Genomic DNA, 21,729 nt, shown 5'->3' on the forward strand with positions numbered 1-21,729 from the left:
CCACGACTCCACGACAGATCCCCCGACGCGAGGTCACGTCCCATGGTCATGGTCACGAAGCTCCCCTCCCGCCCACGCTCCGGCCGGTCCCACCGGCCCCACGGGCCCTACCGGTCCCGCCGGTCGCACCGGACCGCACGTCTGCTGCTCGCCGCCGGTCTCACCACCGCCTCGCTCGCGGCCCTCCCCGCCACCACCGCCGCCGCCGAGGACGACAAGTCCGGCGGTACGACGCTCACGGTGGCCGTCTCGCAGAGCATCGACTCGCTGAGCCCGTTCCTGGCCCAGAAGCTCACCTCGACCAGCATCCACCGGCTGGCGTACGAGTACCTCACCAACTACGACGCGAAGGACGCCAGGACCGTCCCCGCCTTCGCGACGGAGTGGTCCTCCTCGGCGGACAAGCTGACGTGGACGTACAAGATCCGCGAGGACTCGAAGTGGTCCGACGGGAAGCCGGCCACGGCCGAGGACGCGGCCTGGACCTTCAACAAGATGATGACCGACCCGAACGCGGCCACCGCCAACGGCAGCTTCACGGCCAACTTCGCCGAGGTCACCGCCCCCGACGCGAAGACGCTCGTCATCCGGCTGAAGAAGCCGCAGGCGACGATGACCGCGCTGGACGTGCCGATCGTGCCGAAGCACGTGTGGGAGAAGGTCGGCGACTTCTCGAAGTTCAACAACGACCAGCAGTTCCCGATCGTCGGCAACGGCCCGTTCGTCATCACGGACTTCAAGGTCGACCAGTACCTCAAGCTCAAGCCGAACAAGACGTTCTGGCGGGGCGCCCCCAAGTTCGACGAGCTGGTCTTCAAGTACTACAAGGACGGGGACGCGGCCGTCGCCGCCCTCCAGAAGGGCGAGGTGTCCTTCGTCCCCAATCTGACGCCCGCCCAGGCTGCGGCGCTGAAGACGCAGAAGGACATCAAGGTCAACGACGCCCCCGGGCGCCGCTTCTACGCGCTCGCCACCAACCCCGGCGCCCGCGCGCAGGACGGCAAGACCTTCGGCAACGGGCACCCGGCGCTCCTCGACCCGGCCGTCCGCAAGGCGCTCTTCCTCTCGGTCGACCGCGCCACCCTCGTCGACAAGGTCTTCCAGGGCCACGCCGTGGAGGGCGAGGGGTACATCCCGCCGCGCTTCGGCTCGTACTTCTGGAAGCCGGAGGGCGCGCAGAAGCGGTCCTACGACCCGGCCGCCGCCGCGAAGGCCCTCGACGACGCCGGATACCGGAAGAACGGCGACGGCAAGCGCCTCGGCAAGGACGGCAAGCCGCTCGTCTTCCGGATCCTCTGTCACGCCACCGACCCCAACGACAAGGCGGTCGGCAAGTACCTCCAGGAGTGGTGGGGCGAGCTCGGCATCGGCCTGACCGTCGAGTGCATGGACAGCGTCTCCGACCCGTGGGTCAAGGGCGACTACGACCTCGCCTTCGACGGCTGGTCGGTCAACCCCGACCCGGACTACGTGCTGTCCATCCACACCTGCGGCACCCTCCCGGCCACCCCGAAGGACACCGGGGCCACCGACAACTTCATCTGCGACAAGGAGTTCGACTCCCTCTACGCGCAGCAGGCGGTGGAGTACGACACCGCCAAGCGGGCGGACCTGGTCAAGCGGATGCAGTCCCGGCTGTACGACACGGGGTACATGAACATCATGGCCTACCCCAACGCCCTGGAGGCGTACCGCACCGACCAGATCGCGTCGATCACCACCATGCCCGAGGCCGCGGGCAACCTGTGGGGGCAGGACGGCTACTGGAGCTGGTGGTCGGCCGTGCCGGCCGCCTCCGCGTCCGGCTCCGGGGACGACTCCGGCTCCTCCTCGACCGGGATCCTGATCGGCGTCGGGGCGGCCGTGGTCGTCGTCGCCGGCGGACTCGTCCTCTTCCGGATGCGCCGGCGCGCCACCGCCGACGACCGCGAGTAGCGATGACGACGGCAAGCACCCCCGCCGGCGTGGCGCGGGCCGAGGAGGCCCGCGCCACGGACGGCGCACCCCGCACCGGCGTCGGTCCCGGCTATCTCCGCCACGCGGCGGGGAAGCTGGGCGGCGCGCTCGTCTCCCTCTTCGCCGTCCTGGTCACCAGCTTCTTCCTCTTCCGGATCATCCCCGGCGACCCGGTCAAGGCGATGACCCACGGCATCCCCACCTCGGCCGAGCAACTGGCGACCCTGCGCCGCCAGTTCGGCCTCGACCTGCCCCTGTGGCAGCAGTTCACCGACTACTGCGCCAAGGCGCTCACCGGCGACCTCGGCACCTCCTTCCAGTTCCGCGCCCCGGTCGGCGAGCTGATCGCGGCGAAGCTGCCCGCGACGCTGCTGCTCACCGGGGTCGCCGTGGTGCTCTACTCGGCGCTCGGGCTGTGGCTCGGCACCCGCTCGGCGTGGCGGCACGGCGGTCTCGGCGACCGGGTGAACACCGGCGTCGCGCTCACCCTGTGGTCGGTGCCGTCGTTCTGGCTCGGACTGCTGCTCATCATCGTCTTCTCGGTGGGCATGGGCCCGGTCCCCGGGCTCTTCCCGACCGGCGGCATGGAGTCGGGGACCGGCGAGACCGGTTTCGCGTACGTCCTCGACGTCGCCCACCACCTCGTGCTGCCCGTGCTGACGCTGGTCGCGGTCGGCTACGCGCAGACGCTCCTGGTGATGCGGTCCTCGCTCCTCGACGAGATGGGCGGCGACTACCTGACCACCGCGCGGGCCAAGGGGCTCAAGGACGACGACGTGCGGCGCCGGCACGCGGTGCCCAACGCGCTGCTGCCGACCGTCACCATGGTCTTCATCAACCTGGGCCATGTGGCGGCCGGTTCGATCCTGGTGGAGACCGTCTTCTCCTGGCCGGGGCTCGGCGGGCTCTTCTACCAGGCGCTCAGCGTGCCCGATCTCCCGCTCGTCCAGGGCCTGTTCGTCGTCTTCGCCGGAGCGATGATCCTGATGAACCTCCTCGCCGACCTGCTCTATCCGCTGCTCGACCCCCGGGTGGGCCGATGACCTCTCTCGCATGGGAGCGCCGCAAGGGCTCCGCGGCGCGCTTCTGGAAGGCGTACCGGAACCACCGGGCGGGCCTCTACGGGCTCGCCGGACTGGCCCTGATCGCGCTGCTCGCGCTCACCGCCCCGCTGACCGTCGGCGCCGACGTGCAGTCGGTGACGAACGCGTCCGGTACGGCCCTGGAGGCGCCGAGCGCCCAATTCCCGCTCGGCACCGACCAGTTCGGGCGCTCGCTGCTCGGGCTGCTGATCTGGGGAGCCCGGATCTCGCTGCTCGTGGGGCTGCTCGCGGCGGCGCTGTCGGTCGCGATCGGCACCCTCGTGGGCATCCTCGCGGGCCACTACGGCGGCTGGCTCTCCACGGTCGTCATGCGCATCACCGACTGGTTCCTGGTGATGCCGGCGCTGGTCCTCGCGATCGTGCTGGCGACGGTCATGTCCCGGTCGATGTGGACGGTGGTGCTCGCCATCGGCGTCACCTCCTGGCCGACGACCGCCCGGCTGGTGCGGGCGCAGACGATCGCCGTCGAGTCCCGCCCGTACATCGAGCGGGCGACCGCGCTCGGCGGCGGCCACGGGCACGTCATGGCCCGGCACGTGCTGCCGAACGTGATGCCGCTGGTCCTCGCGCAGACCACGCTCGGCATCTCCACCGCGATCCTCACCGAGGCCACCCTGGCCTTCCTGGGGCTCGGCGACCCGACCGTGGTCTCCTGGGGCGGCATGCTCCAGGACGCCCGCGAGGCGGGCGCGGTCTCCTCCGGGCACTGGTGGTACCTGGCCCCGCCCGGGATCGCGATCGCGCTGGTCGCGCTCGCCTTCACGCTCTGCGGCCGGGCCGTCGAGTCCGTGCTCAACCCGAGGCTGGGGGTGGGGCGTTGAGCCTCCTGGAGATCAGGGACCTGAGGGTCACGTACGGCTCCGGGGCCGACGCGGTGCCCGCCGTGCGCGGGGTCGACCTCACCCTGGAGGCCGGGTCGAAGCTGGGCGTGGCCGGCGAGTCCGGCTGCGGGAAGTCGACGCTGGCGCTCGCGCTGCTGCGGCTGCTGCCCACGACCGCCCGGCTCGACGGGGAGATCCTCCTCGACGGCGAGGACGTCCTCACCATGAAGTGGGGGCGGCTGCGGGCGGTCCGCTGGGCGGGCGCCTCGATCGTCTTCCAGGGCGCGATGCACTCGCTGAACGCGGTGCGCCGGATCGGCGACCAGGTCGCCGAACCGCTCCTCGTGCACAGGCGGGCCACCCCCGCCGAGGCCCGCAAGCGGGTCGCCGCCCTCCTCGAACAGGTCGGCCTCCCGGCCTCCCGGGCGGCCGGCTATCCGCACGAGCTCTCCGGCGGACAGCGGCAGCGCGTGATGATCGCGATGGCGCTCGCCTGCGAGCCGCGCCTGATCGTCGCCGACGAGCCGACCACCGCGCTCGACGTGATGATCCAGGCGCAGATCCTGCGGCTGATCGAGGGACTGGTCGCCGAGGAGTCCATCGGACTGATGATGATCAGCCACGACCTGGCGGTCCTCGCCGACACCTGCGACCGGCTCGCCGTCATGTACGCGGGCCGGATCGTCGAGGAGGGCCCGGCCCGCGAGGTGTACCGGGCGGCCGCCCACCCCTACGGGCGGGCGCTGTCCTCGGCGTTCCCCCGGATCGGGGACCCGGCCTCGCGGCGGGCGCCGCGCGGCCTGCCCGGCGACCCGCCGGACCCGGCGGCGCTGCCGTCCGGCTGCTCCTTCCACCCCCGCTGCCCGGTGGCGGAGGCGGAGTGCGCCGAGGAGGACCAGGAACTGCGGGTGGCGGGCGCGGGACGCCGGGCCGCCTGCGTGCGTGTGGGGAGGGAGAACGGATGACCTTGCTGACCGCCAGCGGCGTGCACGTCACCTTCCCGGGCCGGCGGGGCGCGCCGCCCGCCCGGGCCGTCGACGGGGTGGACCTGGAGATCGGGCCGGGCGAGATCGTGGCCCTGGTCGGCGAGTCCGGCTGCGGCAAGACCACGCTGGCCCGGACGCTGCTCGGCCTGGTGAAACCCGGGGCCGGCACGGTCTCCTTCGCCGGGGAACCCCTCGCGTACTCCTCCAGGGCGCTCAAGGCGTACCGCCGGCGCGCCCAGCTCGTCCTCCAGGACCCGAGCGGCTCGCTCAACCCCCGGCACACCGTGTACGAGGCGGTCGCCGAGGGGCTGCGGATCCACGGGGTCCACCGCGACGGGGACGCCGAACGGGCGGCGGTCGCCGGGGCCCTCGCCCGGGCCGGGCTGCGGCCGCCCGAACGGTTCTTCCTGCGCTACCCGCACGAGCTGTCCGGCGGGCAGCGCCAGCGGGTGGTGATCGCCGGAGCGCTCGTCCTGCAACCCGAACTCATCGTCGCGGACGAGCCGGTGGCCTCCCTGGACGCGTCGGTACGCGGCGAGATCCTGGCCCTGCTGCTCCGGCTACGCGACGAACTCGGGCTCTCCGCCCTGGTGGTCACGCACGACCTGGGACTGGCCTGGAACATCGCGGACCGGGTCGCGGTCATGTACCTGGGCCGGGTGGTGGAGACGGGCCCGGTCGAGTCGGTGCTGACCGCGCCCCGCCATCCGTACACCCGGGCGCTGCTGTCGGTGCTTCCGGAGTCGGAGACGGCGCCGGTGGTCCTGGCGGGCGAGCCGCCGGATCCGGCCCGGATCCCGCCCGGCTGCCGCTTCCACGCCCGCTGCCACGTACTGGCCTCGGGCGAGGCGGCCTCCGTGGCCACCCGCTGCCGCACCGAACCCCTCCCGGTCCTGCGCGCAGGAGGCGGCGAACGCGGCGTGGCCTGCCACTGGGCAACGAGGCCCGACGCCGACTGACCCGCCATGAGCGGGCATGGCACCGCCCGGCGACCCCGGGGGGGGTGGGGGTCGCCGGGCGGTGGTACGGAGGGCCTGGGCCGGGAGGGCCGAGGCCGGGAGGGGCCTGGGCCGGCTTCGCGGGGCCTGGCCCGGGAGCGGCCTGGCCCGGGAGCGGCCTGGCCCGGGAGCGGCCTGGCCCTCTTAGCGGGGCCTGGGCCGCTTAGCAGGGCCTGGGCCGCTTAGCAGGGCCTGGGCCGGGAGGGGGCTAGGCCGGGAGGGGGCTAGGCCGGGAGGGGCCTAGGCCCGCTTGGCCGCGCCCTGGGCCGGCTTCGCGCCGGACGGGGGCGGGCCCGACGGCTTCCCCGGCGCGGCCTTCGGCATGATCTCGCAGGCGGCGATCGAGGTACGGGTCGAGACCGACTTCACGGTGCAGGTGTCCTTGCCGACGCCCGCGTCGACCATGCCCCAGTGCGGACCGACGGTGAGGACCGCGCCGCCCGGTCCGCTGATCGTGTCGTCGCCGGGGCCCGACTGGATGAGTCCGCCGGACTCGGGGCCGAGGCCCGCCGCCTCGATCTTGTCGTTCTCGCTGCCGCCGAGGACCCGGCCCGAGAAGTCGATGATGCCCACCTTGATGGTGTCGGCGCCGTCGTTGCCGGTCACGATCCCGCCGCCCCGGTTGAAGTTCCCGGGCGCACCGGAGACCGAACCGGTGGTGATCTGGTCGTCGCCCTCGTCGCCGTGGACGACCGCTCCGCGCTCGGCGCCCTCACCGCGCACGGTGGCGACCTTGATGATGTCGGGGCCGCTGTTGCCGCGGACCATGCTGGTCGCGTTCTGCGGCACCAGGTGCTTGGCGCGGATGACGTCCCTGCCGTCGCCGCCCATGATGGCGGAGTCGATGACGAGGCCGCGGACCTCGATCATGTCGTTGCCGTCGCCGCCCCAGACGGTGACGTTCTGGATGTCGCTGTCACAGAAGATGTGGTCGTCCTCGGAGGTGCCGCTGACCGTGTCGCCGGGCGGGGCGGACACCCCGTTGACCCAGCACTGGTGCATCGGCACCCGGGCGCCGCCGGGCGCCGCGGCCTGCGCGGGCGCTCCGGCGAACGAGGTGGCGGCCGCTCCGGCGAGCAGCGCGGCGAGCGCCGCGGGGCCGCGAAGACGACGGCGGCGGGAGGGCGGTGTGGGGGGCATACGACTCTCCTTGGCGGGTGCGGGAAGGCCCCCGCCCGGACTGCGCCGGGCGGGGGAAGACGAGACGGGCGTGCTGTGCGGGCCGGGCCCGTACAGCGGGAAAAGCGGTACGGGTACGAGGGGCCGCCCGGGCGGGAAAGCCGGGACCGGACCGCGCGGCGGCGAAGCCGGTACGGGCTCCGCCGTACGGAAGGCGCTGCCGGGGCCGCGCGGCGGAAGGGGCGGTACGGGCCTACCGGGCGGGAAAGCCGTGACCGGGCCGAGCGGCGGCGAAGCCGGTACGGGCTCCGCCGTACGGAAGGCGCCGCCGGGCCGCGCGGCGGAAGGGCGGTACGGGGCCTACCGGGCCGCGCCGCCGCCGTCAGCTTCTGCTGCGGGCGTGCTGGAAGCGGGGCGAGTAGCCGACGATCCGGCGGGCGCCCAGCGGGGGTTCCGCCGGGTGGGCGGCGGTGGTCCACCGCCCGAGGCACATCTCGGCCGTGATGCCGGGGCCGAAGCCGGCGAGGATGCCGCGGGCGCCCTCCGGCTGCCCGCCCTCCTCGAAGAGCCGCCGGACCGCGTCGAGGACGACGGCGCTGGCGATGTTGCCGTACTCCGTGAGCGTCGCCCGGCTGAACCGGAAGGCTTCCGGCGGGACTTCGAGGTACAGGCTGAGGTCGTCGAGGATCCTCGGCCCCCCGGCGTGGATGATGTAGAAGTCGAGGTTCCCGGCGTCCCAGCCGTGCGCGCCGGCGATCTCGCGGAGCGCGGGGGCCAGCGGCTCCATCGTCTTGGGCACCCGCTTGTCGAGCAGGAAGTGGAAGCCGGTCTCGCGGACGCTGTAGGCGATCCAGTCCTCGGTGTCGGGCACCAGGTGCGAGTTGTTGCGCTCCAGGGCGATGCCCGTGCCGCCCCGGCCCCGGACCACCGCGGCGGCGACGGCGTCGCCGAAGAGGCCGTTGGAGAGCAGCGAGCCGACGCCGAGGTCGGTGGGCTGGTAGCAGAGCGAGCAGAACTCGCAGGCCACGATGAGGACGTTGGCGTCCGGGTAGGCGGTGCAGAAGTCGTGCGCCCGGTTGATCGCGGCACCGCCCGCGGCGCAGCCGAGCTGGGCGATGGGCACCTGCCGGGTGTGGCTGGGGAAGCCCATCTTGTTGATCATCCACGCGGTGAGCGAGGGCATCATGAAGCCCGTGCAGGACACGTAGACGATCATGTCGATGTCCGCCGGGCGCAGCCCCGCGTTGCCGAGGGCCTCCTCGACGACGGCGGGCACCCGGGCCTTCGCCTCGGCCTCGTACAGCTCGTTGCGTTCCTGGAAGCCGGGGTGCTCCAGGGTCTTCCCGATGGGCTGCACGATGTGCCGCTTGTCGACACCCGTGTTGCCGATCAGCCGCAGCGCCAGGGGGAGTTGGGGATGGTCGGCGTGGCGCGCACGGGCGAGGTCGAGCGTCTCCTCCATCGTGATCACGTGCTCCGGCACGGCCACCGCGGGTTTGCACAAGGTCACCACGGCACTCGCTCCTTCTTCTCGATCGTGCGGACTGCCGCCCACACTCACCCCGCGGCACCGAGCCCGCAACCGCGGGCGTGCCCGCCTCGTCACGGAGGGTGAATGCGGGGTCGTCCGTACGAGGGGCTGTACGCCCTCCGGCGTGTCGTGTCCGCCCGCCGCCGGGAAGAGCCACCGCATGACCTCCGAACCGCTGACGTCCGGGCCACCGGCGTCCGGATCCGCGGCGACCGGTTCGCCGGCGCCCGGATCCGCCCCCGCCGGCTGCCCCGCCGCCTCCCGCCCGGCCCGCACCTGGGCCGTGGACGACCTGCCCGCCCTCGACTTCGACCCGCTCCTGTCCGAGCTGCTGGCGAAGGAGCCGGTCTCCCGGATCAGCCTGCCGTTCGCCGCCGAGAACGAGGCGTGGCTGGTCACCCGGTACGCCGACGTGCGGGCCGTCACCTCCGATCCCCGGTTCAGCCGGACGGCCCTGCTCGACCGCCAGGTCACCAAGATGACCGGCCACATGGTGGCCTCGAAGGCGGCCCTGAACTACGCCGATCCGCCGTACCACACCCAGCTGCGCAAGGCGGTGACCAAGACCTTCACCGGCCGGGGCAGCAGGCGCCTCCAGCCCCTCGCCCAGGCGGCCTGCGACCGGCTCCTGGACGGCATGGAGGCGGCGGGCAGGCCCGCCGACCTGATGCGGCACCTGCACGGGCCGCTGCCGATGACGGTCGTCTGCGACCTGCTCGGCATCCCCGACGAGGACCGGGCCGAGCTGGCCTCCTGGCCGGACCTGATCCTCTCCTCGGGCCCCGGCCCGGAGAGCAGCCGCGCGGCGAAGGCGCAGATCCACGGGTACATCACCCGGCTGCTCGACCGCCGCATGGCCCAGCCGCAGGACGACCTGGCCGGGGAGCTGGCCGAGTCGCTGGCGGCGGGCCGGATCGGCGCGGACGAGGCGGTCTCGCTCGCCATGGCGATCCTGATCAGCGGCGCCCACGCGGTGCGCAACAACAGCGCCAACATGGTGTACGTGCTGCTCACCCGCCCGGACCTGCTGGCCAGGCTGCGGGCGGAGCCGGAGCTGCTGCCGCAGGCGGTGGACGAGCTGCTGCGGTGGATCCCGCACCGCAACGGCGTCGGGCTGCCGCGGATCGCGACCGAGGACGTCGAGATCGGCGGGGTGGTGATCCGGGCGGGCGAGGCGGTGTACGCCTCCTACCTGTCGGCCAACCGGGACCCGGAGGTCTTCCCCGACCCGGAGGTCCTCGACTTCGACCGGACCGGCACCGGGCACCTCTCCTTCGGGCACGGGCCGCACCACTGCATGGGCGCGATGCTGACCCGGATGGAGTCCGAGGTGATGCTCTCCACGCTGCTGGCCCGCTACCCGGACCTGCGGCTCGCGGGCCGCCCCGAGGACGTGCCCTTCCAGTCCAAGGGCCTCATCCGGGGCCCGAAGGAGCTGTACGTCACCTGGTGAGGGCGACGGCGACGGTGGCGCTCACGCCTCCGCGCCGTCGTACTCGGCCGTCAGCGCCCGGCACTTCTCGACGTCGGCGGCCATCGCCACCAGCAGGTCGTCGAGGGTGTCGAACTTGAGCATGCCGCGCACGTAGGCGAGGAAGTCGACGGTGACGTGGAGCCCGTACAGGTCGAGGCCCTCGCGGTCGATCGCGTACGCCTCCACCGTCCGCTCCGTGCCGTCGAACTGCGGGTTGGTGCCGACGGAGATCGCCGCCGGCATCCGCTCGCCGTCCGCGGTCAGCCAGCCGGCGTAGACGCCGTCGGCGGGGATCGCGGTGTGCGGCAGGGTCTCCACGTTGGCCGTGGGGAAGCCCATCTCGCGGCCGCGCTGCGCGCCGCGCACGACGATGCCCTCGACGCGGTGGGGGCGGCCGAGGATCTCGGCGGCGCCGGTCATGTCGCCCTCGGCGACCAGCCGGCGGGTGAGGGTGGAGGAGAAGGGCTGTCCGCCGCCGGCGGCGCCGCTCACGTACAGGTCGATCACCTCGACCTCGTAGTCGTAGGTGGCGCCCAGTTCGGTCAGGAACGCGACGTTGCCCGCGGCGCGGTGGCCGAAGCGGAAGTTGGGGCCCTCGATGACGGCCCGCGCGTGCAGCTTGTCGACGAGCACCTTGACGATGAAGTCGGCAGGCGAGAGCTGCGAGAAGTCGGCGGTGAACGGCAGCACGAGGACGGCGTCCACGCCCAGTTCCGCCATCAGCTCGGCGCGCCGGTGGTGCGGGGCGAGCAGCGGCGGGTGGCTGCCGGGGCGCACCACCTCGGAGGGGTGCGGGTCGAAGGTGACCACGACGGCGGGGACGCCGAGCTCGCGGGCGCGCTCGACGGCCCGCCCGATGATCAGCTGGTGCCCGCGGTGCACACCGTCGTAGGAGCCGATGGTGACGACGCTGCGCCCCCAGTCCTGGGGGATGTCCTCCAAGCCACGCCAGCGCTGCACTGTGACCGCTCCTCGTCCGCCTGTTCGCCCTGTGCGCCCATTACGCAGGTCTAAGACTGCCATGCCCACGCCCGTCGGTCCGCATCGGCATGGGCAGTGCCGGGCGGGCGCGGCGCGGGCACGGCCCCCGCGAGCAGCGCGGCGAAGGCCGGGTGGTCGGCGGCGAGCCCGGCGAGCAGCCGGTCCCGATGGGCCGCGCCGCCCGGGACGCGGGCGTAGAGGGCGGTGGTACGGGCGAGCAGCGCGCGGTTGCGCGGGAGCGAGCGGCGGGCCGCGCCCTCGGCGGCGGCGGTGAGCAGCGCGTCCGCCACGGCCGGGTCGCCGGGCCCGGTCGCGTACCTCTCGTGGTCGAGGAGGACGTCGAGGAGTTCGGCCCGCAGATGGCGGGAGGCGCCGGTGCCGGGGGCGGCGAGGACGGGCGCGAGGGCGCGCCGGACGGTGGCGGGGCGGCCGTGGATCAGCCCGACGACGAGCGGGAAGAGCACGGCGCGCGCGGTCGGCCCCTCCTCGAACCGCAGGTCGGCATAGGCGGCGGCGTGCCCGGCGCCCTCGGGGTGGCGGGTCACGTACTCCCGGACGAGGGTGGCGATCCGGCGGGTGAGGGCGGGCGCGTCGACAGCGGCGAGGGCCCGCAGCACGCCGCCCGGGTCCCGGCCCTCGTCCAGCCGCGCCCGGAAGGCGTCGAGGACGGCCCCGGGGTCGTCGGCCAGCGCCCCCACGAGCGCCTCGGCCGGCACCCGCGGGTCGGCGAGGGCGCGCGTCAGATGGCGCCCCCGGACCTGCGGGTCGCGGACGAGGATGCCGAGCGCGGCCCCGTGCAGCCGCCGGTCCCCGGGCCGGGCGAGCAGCGCGCCCGCCGCGTACCGCAGCAGTTCCCGGTCCTGACCGGCCCGGCCGCGCGCGGCCAGGAGACTGCCGTACGTCGCGGCGGCCAGCCGCCGTTCCGGCCGGAGGTCGTCGTGCGCCCACCGGTCCACGGCCCGGCACAGCGCGGCCGGCTCGTCGTCGACGAGCGCCCCGAGCAGCCCCTCGGCGAGCGGGTGCGCGGTGCCGACCAGGGCCTCGCAGAGGTCGTCCACGGCGAGCCCCCGGTGGGTGTGCAGAAGCTCCTGGGCGACCGCGCCGACGGTGGCGTACGGCCGCCAGGACAGGACGCGCCCGTCCGTGAACCACCGGCAGAGCAGCGGCTGGATCGCCCGAGGCTCGGCGACCAGCAACGCTCCGACGCTCTCAAGGTGCCCGGCGTCCCCGGTGACCACCCGCCGCAGCAGGTCGACCCGCTCGTCCTCCCCGACGACCACCTCCCGCCACCAGGCGGGCCCGAAGGCACCAAGCCCGCCCGCCGCGTCGTCCCCTTCCCCCACCCGGTCGGCGAGCTGCCGCAACACGGCCAGATAAGGCCGCAGATCCCCGACCCCACCAAGAGCACGCCCCAGCAGCGCACTCCCCCACCAAACGGCCTCCCCGCCCGTCCGCGCCCCAGCACCCCCCAGAAAGTCGACAAGCCCACTCAGCCGCGCCCCCAGAGCAGCAGCCCCACCCTCCCGATGCACCAGCAACAACGCCTGCACCACCGTCCCCACCCGATACCGAGGCACGGACGGATAAGCGGCCCCGGGGACCGGCTCCGGGTCCCCGCCCCGGCCCCCATCGCCCACCCGCCGACGCCGCCCGCGCGGCGGGGCCGATTCCCTGGCCGGGGTCGGGGCCGACCCCGGATACGGGTCCGGGCGGTCCGGGTCCGGGTCCGCGGCCCCACCGCCGTCGGCCGCCCGCCGGCGCCGCCCGCGCGGCCGGGCCGGGGCCGGCTCCGGTAGCGGCTCCGGGTCCGGCTCCTGGGTCTCCTCGGCCTCGCGGCCGTGGACCAGGGTGGCGAGGGCGGTGTCGAGGTCGAGGTGGGCTGCTTGGAGCCAGTCGGAGAGTCCTTCGTGGGCGAAGCGGTAGCCGGGGCCGGCGGGGACCAGGAGGCCCTCGGTGAGGACGGCGGGGGCCCAGCCTTCGTGCCAGGGGAAGAGGGTTTCGAAGGAGGGGCGGTCGAGGAGGCCGTGGCCGGGGCCCAGGCAGCGGCGGGCGGCCTCGTGGACCTGGCCGGTGACGCGCGCGGCGAGCCGGCGGACGGCGGAGCCGCCGGGGACGGGGCGGGTGCCCGCGGCGATCCGGACCGCGATCCGCAGGCACATCAGGTCCAGGTGGGCGGTGAAGATCTCGGCCCGGTCGGGGCGGCCCGGGACCTCGCCGGGGAGCGCGGCCCGCACCTCGGCGAGCAGCCGCAGGGCGAGCGGGTGCCGGGCGTCCGCGGCCGCCAGGTCCTCGGCCCCGAGCCCGTACCCCTGGCGTACGGCCCCGGCCTCGGCCTCCGTGAGGTCGCCGAGCGGCAGCACGGCGGGCGGGGCGCTCCACAGGGCCGCCGCCTGCTCGGCGTACTCGGGGCGGCAGGCGAGGGCGAGGCGGACGCCGTGGGCGCGCAGCCAGCGCTCGGTGGCGGCGGTCCAGGCGGGGAGCCGGTGGGCGAGGAGCGGCGGCATCTCCTCGGGGCCGTCGAGGACGACGAGGAGGGGCCGCCCGGCCTCCCTGGCGAGGGCGGCGGCCCGCTCGGCGGTGACGGGGTCGCCCTCGGCCCCGGAGGCGGCGGCGATCCGCGCGGCCCGGTGCAGGACCCGCTCGACGGCCTCGGCGACCGACCCGTCGCCCTCCCGCAGGTCGGCGCCCCGCAGCCGTACGGCCGGCGCGGGCGCGGCCCCCCGCACCCGCGCCTCGCAGACCGCGCCGAGCAGCGTGGTGCGCCCGCTCCCGGGTTCGCCGACGACGGCGAGGACGGGCAGCGCGGGCACCGGCCCGGCGGCGAAGCGGGTCAGGGTCCCGAGGGCGGCCGGGCGGGCGACGGGCGCGGGCCAGGGCGACGGATCGCCGGCGGGGAGGGCCGTGGGGGCGGTGAGTTCGAGGACGGCCGCGAGGTTGAGGTCGGGGCCGTACGCGGGGATCGTCGCGGCGTTGCGGCGCAGGAGTTCGCGGAGGGGGCCGTCCGGGCGGAGCGGGACGGCGTGCCCGGCGGCGCGCGGGTCGCCCTGGAGGGCGGTGCCGACGACACCGAGGACGGTGCCGGTGACGCTGTCGAGGACGGGCCCGCCCGCGGCCGGGCCGCCGAGCCGCAGCGCCTCGGCGCCCTGGGTGCCGATGGCGAGTTCGAGGGCGTCGGGGAGGACGTGGAAGCGGTCGGTGGCGGTGTACGTGACGGCGGCGGGTCCGAGGACGCGCGCCTCGCGCCAGCCGTGCGCGGCGATCCGGACGTAGGTGCCGGGCTCGACGGTCGCGCGGGTGGCGAGCGGCAGCGGATCCACGCCGAGGCCCTCGGTGCGGATCAGGGCGAGCCCCTGCTCGGGGAGGGGCGTGACGGCGTCGGCCTCGGCGAGCCAGGTCCGCTCGCCGGGCGCGTGCAGCACGACGCGCGTCAGCCCGTCGACGGCCTCGTGGCTGGTGACGAGGGTGCCCTCGTGATCGGCGAGGAACCCGGTGCCGCGCGGCCGGCCCGCCAGGTCGCAGATCCGCACCAGCGTCGCGAGGTCCCCGGGTCCCATGGTGTGGAGGGTAGGTCGGCGCCGGTCACCGGAGGGCGCCGATCGGCCAAGGCGCCCCCTCGCACTCCCCCGTTTCACTCCGAGCGCTTCCCCGATGGGGTGAAGAAACGCGAAAGGGCGGGCGCGCCCCGCGCACCCGCCCCTCCGTCAGGAGAATCAGCCTCGAAGCCCTCCGTCAGGAGACTCGGACTCGAGAACCGGCCTCAAGCATCAGCCGAAGACCGCCAGGCTCTTCGCCTTGCCCCGCTGGTCCTCCACCAGGGCGATCAGCTTCCCCTCCGGACCGAAGACCGCGACCGCCCCCTGGGGGTAGGCCGGCATCTCCAGGCGCACCCCGTTGAGCAGCAGCCGGGCCCGCTTCTCGTCGACGTCCCAGCGCGGGAACGCCGCCGCCGCGGCCTCGGCCACCGGCATCACGGTCAGCTCCTCCTGGAGCTGGTCGAGGGTGCGGGCGCTGTCCAGCTTGTACGGGCCGACCCGGGTGCGCCGGAGCGCGGTGAGGTGCCCGCCGACGCCGAGTCCGGCGCCGAGGTCCCGGGCCAGCGCCCGGATGTACGTACCGGAGGAGCAGACCACCGAGACGACCAGGTCGACGACGGGCGTACCGTCCTCGGCCGTCGCCTCGCGCACGTCGTACACCCGGAAGGAGGAGACGGTCACCGGACGGGCCGGGATCTCGAACTCCTCGCCGCCGCGCACGCGCGCGTAGGACCGCTTTCCGTCGATCTTGATCGCGGAGACCTTCGACGGCACCTGCATGATGGCGCCGGTCAGCTCCGCGACCCCCGCGTCGATCCGCTCGCGGGTGACCTTCGACGCGTCGACCGACGCCGTGATCTCGCCCTCGGCGTCGTCGGTGATCGTGGTCTGGCCCAGGCGGATGGTGCCCAGGTACTCCTTCTCGGTCAGCGCGAGGTGACCGAGGAGCTTGGTGGCCCGCTCCACGCCGAGGACGAGGACGCCCGTGGCCATGGGGTCGAGCGTGCCGGCGTGGCCGACGCGGCGGGTCCTGGCGATCCCGCGCATCTTGGCCACGACGTCGTGCGAGGTGAAGCCCGACGGCTTGTCCACGATGACAAGGCCGTCGGGCGTCGGGGTTGCGTTGCTCATTCGGCGGCTTCGTCCTCGCCCGGCTTCTTGTAGGGGTCGGCTTCGCCCGCGAAGGCGGCGCCCGAGGACGCCTCCCGCACCTGGGCGTCCGAGGCCCGCGCCTTGTCGAGGAGGTTCTCGATGGTCTTGGCGTTCTCCGGGAGGGCGTCGGCCACGAAGGCCAGGGTCGGGGTGAACTTGGTCCCGGCCGCGCGGCCCACGGCCGAGCGGAGGATGCCCTTGGCGCTCTCCAGGCCGGCGGCGGCGCTCGCCCGCTCCTCCTCGTCGCCGTAGACCGTGTAGAAGACCGTGGCCTCCCGCAGGTCACCGGTGACGCGGGTGTCCGTGATGGTCACGTGCGTACCCAGGCGCGGGTCCTTGATGCCGCGCTGCAACTTCTCGGCGACCACCTCCCGGATGAGGTCCGCCAGCTTCTTCGCCCGCGCGTTGTCGGCCACTGGTCCGTCTCCTTCTTTGCCTTGCAATCAGTCTTCATCAGTGTGGAGCCTGCGGCGCACCGACAGCAGCTCCACCTCGGGCCGGGCGGCGACCAGCCGCTCGCAGCGGTCCAGGACGCCGTCGAGGTGTCCGAGGTCACCGGACACCATCGCGACGCCGATCTCGGCCCGCCGGTGGAGGTTCTGGCCGCTCACCTCCGCCACGCTCACGGCGAACTTCCGCTGGAGCTCGGCGACGATCGGCTTCACGAGGGAGCGTTTCTCCTTGAGCGAGTGGACGTCGCCGAGGAGCAGGTCGAAGGACAGAGTCCCCACATACATGTGTGTCCGGATGTCCCGCCGGTTCGGGGTCGGTGGCCCCGCCGGCCATGGGGCGGGGACACCGAAACCGTACACGGAACGGCCGGGGCCGATCGACGGAATAACCTCCGCCGACCGGCCCCGGCACCTCACCGTGTGTTACGAGCGCGGCTTCTCGCGCATCTCGTACGTGGCGATGACGTCGTCGATCTTGATGTCGTTGAAGTTTCCGAGGTTGATACCACCCTCGAAGCCCTCGCGGATCTCGGTGACGTCGTCCTTGAAGCGGCGCAGACCGTGGATCGTGAGGTCCTCGGCGATGACCTTGCCGTCGCGGACCAGACGCGCCTTGGTGTTGCGCTTGACCTCGCCCGAGCGGATGAGGACACCGGCGATGTTGCCCAGCTTGGACGAGCGGAAGACCTCGCGGATCTCCGCCGTGCCGAGCTCGACCTCTTCGTACTCCGGCTTGAGGAGGCCCTTGAGCGCCGCCTCGATCTCCTCGATCGCCTGGTAGATGACCGAGTAGTACCGGACGTCGACGCCCTCGCGCTCCGCCATCTGCGCGGCACGGCCGGCCGCACGGACGTTGTAGCCGATGACGATGGCGTCGGAGCCCATGGCCAGGTCGATGTCCGACTCGGTGACCGCACCCACACCGCGGTGCAGGACGCGGATGTCGACCTCTTCGCCGACGTCGAGCTGGAGCAGCGAGGCTTCGAGGGCCTCGACCGCACCGGACGCGTCGCCCTTGATGATGAGGTTGAGTTCCTGGACGAGACCGGCCTTGAGCACCTTGTCGAGGTCCTCGAGGGACACCCGGCGGACGCGCTTGGCGAAGGCGGCGTTGCGCTCACGCGCGGCGCGCTTCTCGGCGATCTGGCGGGCCGTACGGTCCTCGTCGACCACCAGGAGGTTGTCGCCGGCACCCGGCACGTTGGTGAGACCGAGCACCAGGACGGGAGTCGACGGGGCCGCCTCCTCGACGTTGTTGCCCTTGTCGTCGAGCATCGCCCGGACGCGGCCGTACGCGTCGCCGACCACCACGGTGTCGCCGATGCGCAGCGTTCCGCGCTGGACCAGGACCGTCGAGACGGCGCCGCGACCGCGGTCGAGGTGCGACTCGATGGCGATGCCCTGCGCGTCCTGGTTCGGGTTGGCCCGCAGGTCGAGCGAGGCGTCCGCCGTGAGGATCACGGCCTCCAGCAGGGAGTCGATGTGCAGACCCTGCTTGGCGGAGATGTCGACGAACATCGTGTCGCCGCCGTACTCCTCGGCGACCAGACCGAACTCGGTCAGCTGACCGCGGACCTTGACCGGGTCCGCGCCCTCGACGTCGATCTTGTTGACCGCGACGACGATCGGGACGCCGGCGGCCTTGGCGTGGTTGAGCGCCTCGATCGTCTGCGGCATGACGCCGTCGTTGGCCGCGACCACGAGGATCGCGATGTCGGTCGACTTCGCACCACGGGCACGCATGGCGGTGAACGCCTCGTGACCCGGGGTGTCGATGAAGGTGATGCGACGCTCTTCGCCGTTGACCTCGGTACCGACCTGGTAGGCACCGATGTGCTGGGTGATGCCACCGGCCTCGCCCGCGACCACGTTGGTCTTGCGGATCGCGTCGAGGAGTCGGGTCTTTCCGTGGTCGACGTGACCCATGACGGTCACGACCGGCGGACGGGAGACCAGGGCCTCTTCGCCGCCCTCGTCCTCGCCGAACTCGATGTCGAAGGACTCGAGGAGCTCGCGGTCCTCCTCCTCCGGCGAGACGATCTGAACGGTGTAGTTCATCTCCTCGCCGAGCATCGTCAGCGTGTCGTCGGAGACGGACTGCGTCGCCGTGACCATCTCGCCGAGGTTCATCATCACCGCGACGAGCGACGCCGGGTTGGCGCCGATCTTCTCGGCGAAGTCGGTGAGGGACGCACCGCGCGACAGGCGAATGGTGTCGCCGTTGCCGCGAGGCAGCATCACACCGCCCACGGACGGGGCCTGCATGGCCTCGTACTCCTGGCGCCTCTGACGCTTCGACTTGCGACCGCGACGCGCGGGACCGCCGGGACGACCGAAGGCGCCCTGCGTGCCACCACGGCCACCGGGGCCGCCGGGACGGCCGCCGAAGCCGCCGGGACGACCGCCGAAGCCGCCGCCACCACCGGGACCACCCGGACGACCGCCGCCGCCACCACCGGGACCGCCGGGACGACCGGCGAAGCCGCCGCCGCCACCGCCGGGACCGGCCGGACGACCGGCGAAGCCGGGACGACCGCCGCCGCCACCGCCGGGACCACCCGGACGACCGCCGGGGCCACCGGGACCACGGCCACCGCCGCCGGGACCGGGACGCGGGCCGGCAGCGGGACGCTGCGGCATCATGCCCGGGTTCGGACGGTTACCGCCGGGAGCACCGCCCGGACGGGGCGCCTGCGGACGCGGCATCCCACCGGGGGTGGGACGGCCGCCGCCCTGACCCTGCGGGCGCGGGGCGCCGCCGGGGCCGCCCTGCGGACGCGGGGCGCCCGGAACGGCACCGGGGCCGCCGGGACGCGGGGCACCGCCACCGGGACGGGGCGTCTGCGGACGCGCCATGCCGGTGGAGCCGCCGGACGTGAAGGGGTTGTTGCCCGGACGCGGGCCGGCCGGACGCGGGGCGCCCGGACGCGGGGCCTGCTGGCCGGGACGGGGCGCCTGCTGACCCGGGCGCGGCGCGGCCTGGCCCGGACGGGCACCCGCCGGACGCTGGCCGGGGGCGGCACCACCGGGGCGCTGGTTGGCGGCCGGGGCCGCCGGAGGCGCGGTGAACTCCGGGTTGGTCGGAGCCGGGGCGGCGGGCGCCGGCTTGGGCGCGGGAGCCGCGGGCTTCGGACCCGGGGTCGGACGCGGGCCGGAGGCGGCCGGCGTCGAGGGCTTCTCGGCCGCCGCGGGCTTGGGCGCCGGGGTGGGCGCGCCAGGCTTCGGGGCGGCGGGACGCGCGGCAGCGGGCGCCGAAGGCGCCGGTGCGGCCGGCTTGGGGGCGGGCGCCGCCTTGCGGGGCGCGCCGGGCTTGGCAGCGGTCTTGCCGGCGGAACCGCCGGGACCCTGCAAAGCGTCAGTCAACTTGCGCACGACCGGCGCCTCGATCGTCGAGGACGCCGAACGGACGAATTCACCGAGTTCCTGGAGCTTGGCCATGACGACCTTGCTCTCTACTCCGAACTCCTTGGCGAGTTCGTATACCCGGACCTTAGCCACATCGCTCCTTTATAGGTCCGGTTACCGCCGGACCGTCGCTACTTCATGGGCGTACTCATCGCGTACTCATCGAGTGCTCATCGCAATCTCGACCTACTTCCGACTCGCGAGGTACCTGACCGCACGGTGTTCCGTGCCGTACTTCCTTTTCACTGCGGCGCCGCCTGCGCGGCCTGCTCGACGTGTTCCCGCAGCACCGCGGTGTCGAGCGGTCCCGGGACCTTGAAGGTCCTCGGGAACGCCCGTCTGCGGACCGCCAGGTCGAGACAGTGCAAGGCGGGGTGCACGTACGCACCCCGGCCGGGCAGCGTACCGCGATGATCGGGGACGCACTCGTCCTTGATCACCACGATCCGCAGCAGATCGCTCTTGGCCGCTCGCTCCCGGCATCCCACACAGGTTCGCTCAGGGCACGCGCGGGCATGCGTCCGGCCAGACACGATTAAGTCTACCTCCCCGTACCGACCTCACCCGTTCGGGGCAAAAATCGAACAGCTGTTGGCCAAAAACGATCTCGGGCTTGCGGCGGAGCCGCTCAGCCCTCCTCGCCCTGGACCTCGGTGTCCGGCCGGATGTCGATGCGCCAGCCGGTGAGCCGCGCGGCCAGACGGGCGTTCTGCCCCTCCTTGCCGATGGCCAGGGAGAGCTGGTAGTCGGGGACCGTCACCCGGGCGGACCGGGCGGCGGCGTCGACGACCTCGACCTTGGAGACCCGCGCCGGGGAGAGCGCGTTCGCCACCATCTCGGCCGGGTCGTCCGACCAGTCGACGATGTCGATCTTCTCGCCGAGCAGCTCGGCCATCACGTTCCGGACCCGGCTGCCCATGGGGCCGATGCAGGCGCCCTTGGCGTTCAGGCCCGAACGGGTGGAACGGACCGCGATCTTGGTGCGGTGACCCGCCTCACGCGCGATGGCGGAGATCTCGACGGAACCGTCGGCGATCTCGGGCACCTCCAGCGCGAAGAGCTTCTTCACCAGATTGGGGTGGGTGCGCGAAAGGGTGACGGACGGACCGCGGACACCCTTGGCCACCCGGACCACGTACGTGCGCAGCCGCAGACCGTGCGTGTAGTCCTCGCCCGGCACCTGCTCCTGCACCGGAAGGATGGCCTCCAGCTTGTCGTCCAGCTTGACGAGGACGTTCTTCGGGTCCTTGCCCTGCTGCACCACGCCGGCGACGACATCGCCCTCGCGGCGCGCGTACTCGCCGAAGGTCACGTCGTTCTCGGCGTCGCGCAGCCGCTGCTGGATGACCTGACGGGCGGTGCTCGCCGCGATGCGGCCGAAGTCCGACGGGGTGTCGTCGAACTCCTTGGGCTCCTGCCCCTCCTCCAGGTCGGCCGGGTCCTCCTCGGCCCACACCGTCACGTGCCCGGTGTGCCGGTCCAGCTCCACGCGCGCGTGGCGGCGGGCGGACGGGGTGCGGTGGTACGCGATGAGGAGGGCCGACTCGATCGCCTCGACCAGCATCTCGAAGGAGATTTCCTTCTCCTGTGCCAAGCCCTTCAGGAGCTTCACGTCGATGTCCACGGCTACGCCTCCTCTTCCTTCTTGTCCTTGCGGTTGAACTCGATCTCGACACGCGCCTTGGCGATCTCGGCGAACTCCACGCGGCGGGCCGTGGCCTTGCGGCCCTTCAGGCCCGGGACCTCGGTGTCGATGCCGTCCTCGTCCACGGCCAGGATGCGGGTGACCAGGTCCCCGCCCTCGGCGAGCTGGAGCTTCACCAGCCGGCCGGTGGCCCGTACGTAGTGGCGGTGCTCGGAGAGCGGACGGTCGGCACCCGGGGAGCTGACCTCCAGGACGTACTCGCCGTCGCCCATGGCGTCGCTCTCGTCCAGCTTGGCGGAGATCGCGCGGCTCAGCTCGGCACAGGTGTCCAGCTCGACGCCCTCGTCCGAGTCGACGACGATCCTCAGCAGTCCGCGGCGGCCGGCCCGGGACACCTCGATCTCCTCCAGATCCAGGTTCTCCGCGTGGACGAGCGGCTCAATGAGTCCGCGCAGCCTGTCGCTCTGGGTGGTGCTCATCCGGGTGACTCCTCGGCCGCGTGTGCTGTTGTGGGTACGTCGCTCGTCGCTGCTTGTCGCTGCGTGTCGGATCAAGGGTATCCGGTCCGGGAGG

17 protein-coding genes are annotated in these 21,729 nt (G+C 73.5%); 6 read left to right on the forward strand and 11 right to left on the reverse strand.

The genetic code is table 11. The features are described 5' to 3' along the window. Nucleotides 1-48: 48 nt before the first annotated feature. Genes ACFXMG_RS24600 through ACFXMG_RS24620 form a run of 5 tightly spaced genes read left to right on the forward strand, consistent with a single transcriptional unit; the run spans nt 49 to nt 5,825 of the window. The gene (locus tag ACFXMG_RS24600; RefSeq protein WP_383827629.1) at nt 49-1,935 is read left to right on the forward strand and encodes an ABC transporter substrate-binding protein; all 1,887 of its coding nucleotides are present in this window, start codon (nt 49-51) and stop codon (nt 1,933-1,935) included. 2 nt (nt 1,936-1,937) lie between these two features. Next, nucleotides 1,938-2,999 (forward strand): ABC transporter permease, encoded by a 1,062-nt coding sequence (locus ACFXMG_RS24605; RefSeq protein WP_384338905.1) that lies wholly within the window; start codon nt 1,938-1,940, stop codon nt 2,997-2,999. Continuing rightward, complete coding sequence (locus ACFXMG_RS24610) at nt 2,996-3,880, forward strand: ABC transporter permease (RefSeq protein WP_383827590.1); 885 nt, start codon at nt 2,996-2,998, stop codon at nt 3,878-3,880. The genes ACFXMG_RS24605 and ACFXMG_RS24610 overlap by 4 nt, the downstream gene beginning before the upstream one ends. After that, on the forward strand, nt 3,877-4,845 hold the full coding sequence (locus ACFXMG_RS24615; protein ID WP_383827588.1) for an ABC transporter ATP-binding protein: 969 nt from the start codon (nt 3,877-3,879) through the stop codon (nt 4,843-4,845). Before ACFXMG_RS24610 ends, ACFXMG_RS24615 begins: the two co-directional genes overlap by 4 nt. Further along, the gene (locus tag ACFXMG_RS24620) at nt 4,842-5,825 is read left to right on the forward strand and encodes an ABC transporter ATP-binding protein (protein WP_383827586.1); all 984 of its coding nucleotides are present in this window, start codon (nt 4,842-4,844) and stop codon (nt 5,823-5,825) included. The genes ACFXMG_RS24615 and ACFXMG_RS24620 overlap by 4 nt, the downstream gene beginning before the upstream one ends. A gap of 279 nt (nt 5,826-6,104) precedes the next feature. Here ACFXMG_RS24620 and ACFXMG_RS24625 read toward each other — a convergent pair whose 3' ends face one another. Both ACFXMG_RS24625 and ACFXMG_RS24630 read right to left on the reverse strand, forming a co-directional pair. Further along, nucleotides 6,105-7,004 (reverse strand): hypothetical protein, encoded by a 900-nt coding sequence (locus ACFXMG_RS24625; protein WP_383827584.1) that lies wholly within the window; start codon nt 7,002-7,004, stop codon nt 6,105-6,107. A 361-nt stretch (nt 7,005-7,365) separates the two neighbouring features. Further along, nucleotides 7,366-8,676 (reverse strand): type III polyketide synthase, encoded by a 1,311-nt coding sequence (locus ACFXMG_RS24630; protein WP_383827582.1) that lies wholly within the window; start codon nt 8,674-8,676, stop codon nt 7,366-7,368. On the opposite strand from ACFXMG_RS24630, the gene ACFXMG_RS24635 reads away from it, so the two are divergent. Continuing rightward, nucleotides 8,675-9,967: a cytochrome P450 gene (locus tag ACFXMG_RS24635; RefSeq protein ID WP_383827580.1), complete on the forward strand. Its 1,293-nt coding sequence runs from the start codon at nt 8,675-8,677 to the stop codon at nt 9,965-9,967. The two genes, ACFXMG_RS24630 and ACFXMG_RS24635, sit on opposite strands and share 2 nt — an antisense overlap. 21 nt (nt 9,968-9,988) lie before the next feature. On the opposite strand, the gene ACFXMG_RS24640 is transcribed toward ACFXMG_RS24635, so the two are convergent. The 9 genes from ACFXMG_RS24640 to rimP all read right to left on the reverse strand — a co-directional run bounded on the left by ACFXMG_RS24640 (nt 9,989) and on the right by rimP (nt 21,635). Continuing rightward, complete coding sequence (locus ACFXMG_RS24640) at nt 9,989-10,948, reverse strand: bifunctional riboflavin kinase/FAD synthetase (protein ID WP_383827578.1); 960 nt, start codon at nt 10,946-10,948, stop codon at nt 9,989-9,991. 50 nt (nt 10,949-10,998) lie between these two features. Further along, nucleotides 10,999-14,523 (reverse strand): trypsin-like peptidase domain-containing protein, encoded by a 3,525-nt coding sequence (locus ACFXMG_RS24645; protein ID WP_383827576.1) that lies wholly within the window; start codon nt 14,521-14,523, stop codon nt 10,999-11,001. A 210-nt stretch (nt 14,524-14,733) separates the two neighbouring features. Continuing rightward, complete coding sequence (gene truB, locus ACFXMG_RS24650) at nt 14,734-15,633, reverse strand: tRNA pseudouridine(55) synthase TruB (RefSeq protein WP_383827574.1); 900 nt, start codon at nt 15,631-15,633, stop codon at nt 14,734-14,736. Beyond that, nucleotides 15,630-16,070, reverse strand: a complete 441-nt coding sequence (gene rbfA, locus ACFXMG_RS24655; protein WP_383827572.1) for a 30S ribosome-binding factor RbfA — start codon at nt 16,068-16,070, stop codon at nt 15,630-15,632. Before rbfA ends, truB begins: the two co-directional genes overlap by 4 nt. Before the next feature lie 27 nt (nt 16,071-16,097). Next, a complete protein-coding gene (locus ACFXMG_RS24660) occupies nt 16,098-16,391 on the reverse strand; it encodes a DUF503 domain-containing protein (RefSeq protein WP_383827570.1) in 294 nt (97 codons plus the stop codon). A gap of 138 nt (nt 16,392-16,529) precedes the next feature. Beyond that, nucleotides 16,530-19,604 carry a translation initiation factor IF-2 gene (gene infB, locus ACFXMG_RS24665; RefSeq protein ID WP_384119644.1) on the reverse strand — a complete coding sequence of 1,025 codons (3,075 nt, stop codon included), beginning with the start codon at nt 19,602-19,604 and terminating at the stop codon, nt 16,530-16,532. A gap of 149 nt (nt 19,605-19,753) precedes the next feature. Then, nucleotides 19,754-20,044: a YlxR family protein gene (locus tag ACFXMG_RS24670; protein ID WP_383830899.1), complete on the reverse strand. Its 291-nt coding sequence runs from the start codon at nt 20,042-20,044 to the stop codon at nt 19,754-19,756. 95 nt (nt 20,045-20,139) lie between these two features. After that, nucleotides 20,140-21,135, reverse strand: coding sequence for a transcription termination factor NusA (gene nusA / locus ACFXMG_RS24675; protein ID WP_360601628.1), 996 nt, complete (start codon nt 21,133-21,135; stop codon nt 20,140-20,142). A gap of 2 nt (nt 21,136-21,137) precedes the next feature. Further along, nucleotides 21,138-21,635 carry a ribosome maturation factor RimP gene (gene rimP / locus ACFXMG_RS24680; protein ID WP_383830895.1) on the reverse strand — a complete coding sequence of 166 codons (498 nt, stop codon included), beginning with the start codon at nt 21,633-21,635 and terminating at the stop codon, nt 21,138-21,140. Nucleotides 21,636-21,729: the final 94 nt, after the last annotated feature.

The sequence above is a fragment of the Streptomyces sp. NPDC059201 genome, from assembly GCF_042754585.1.
In the GTDB taxonomy this organism is placed as follows: Bacteria; Actinomycetota; Actinomycetes; order Streptomycetales; family Streptomycetaceae; genus Streptomyces.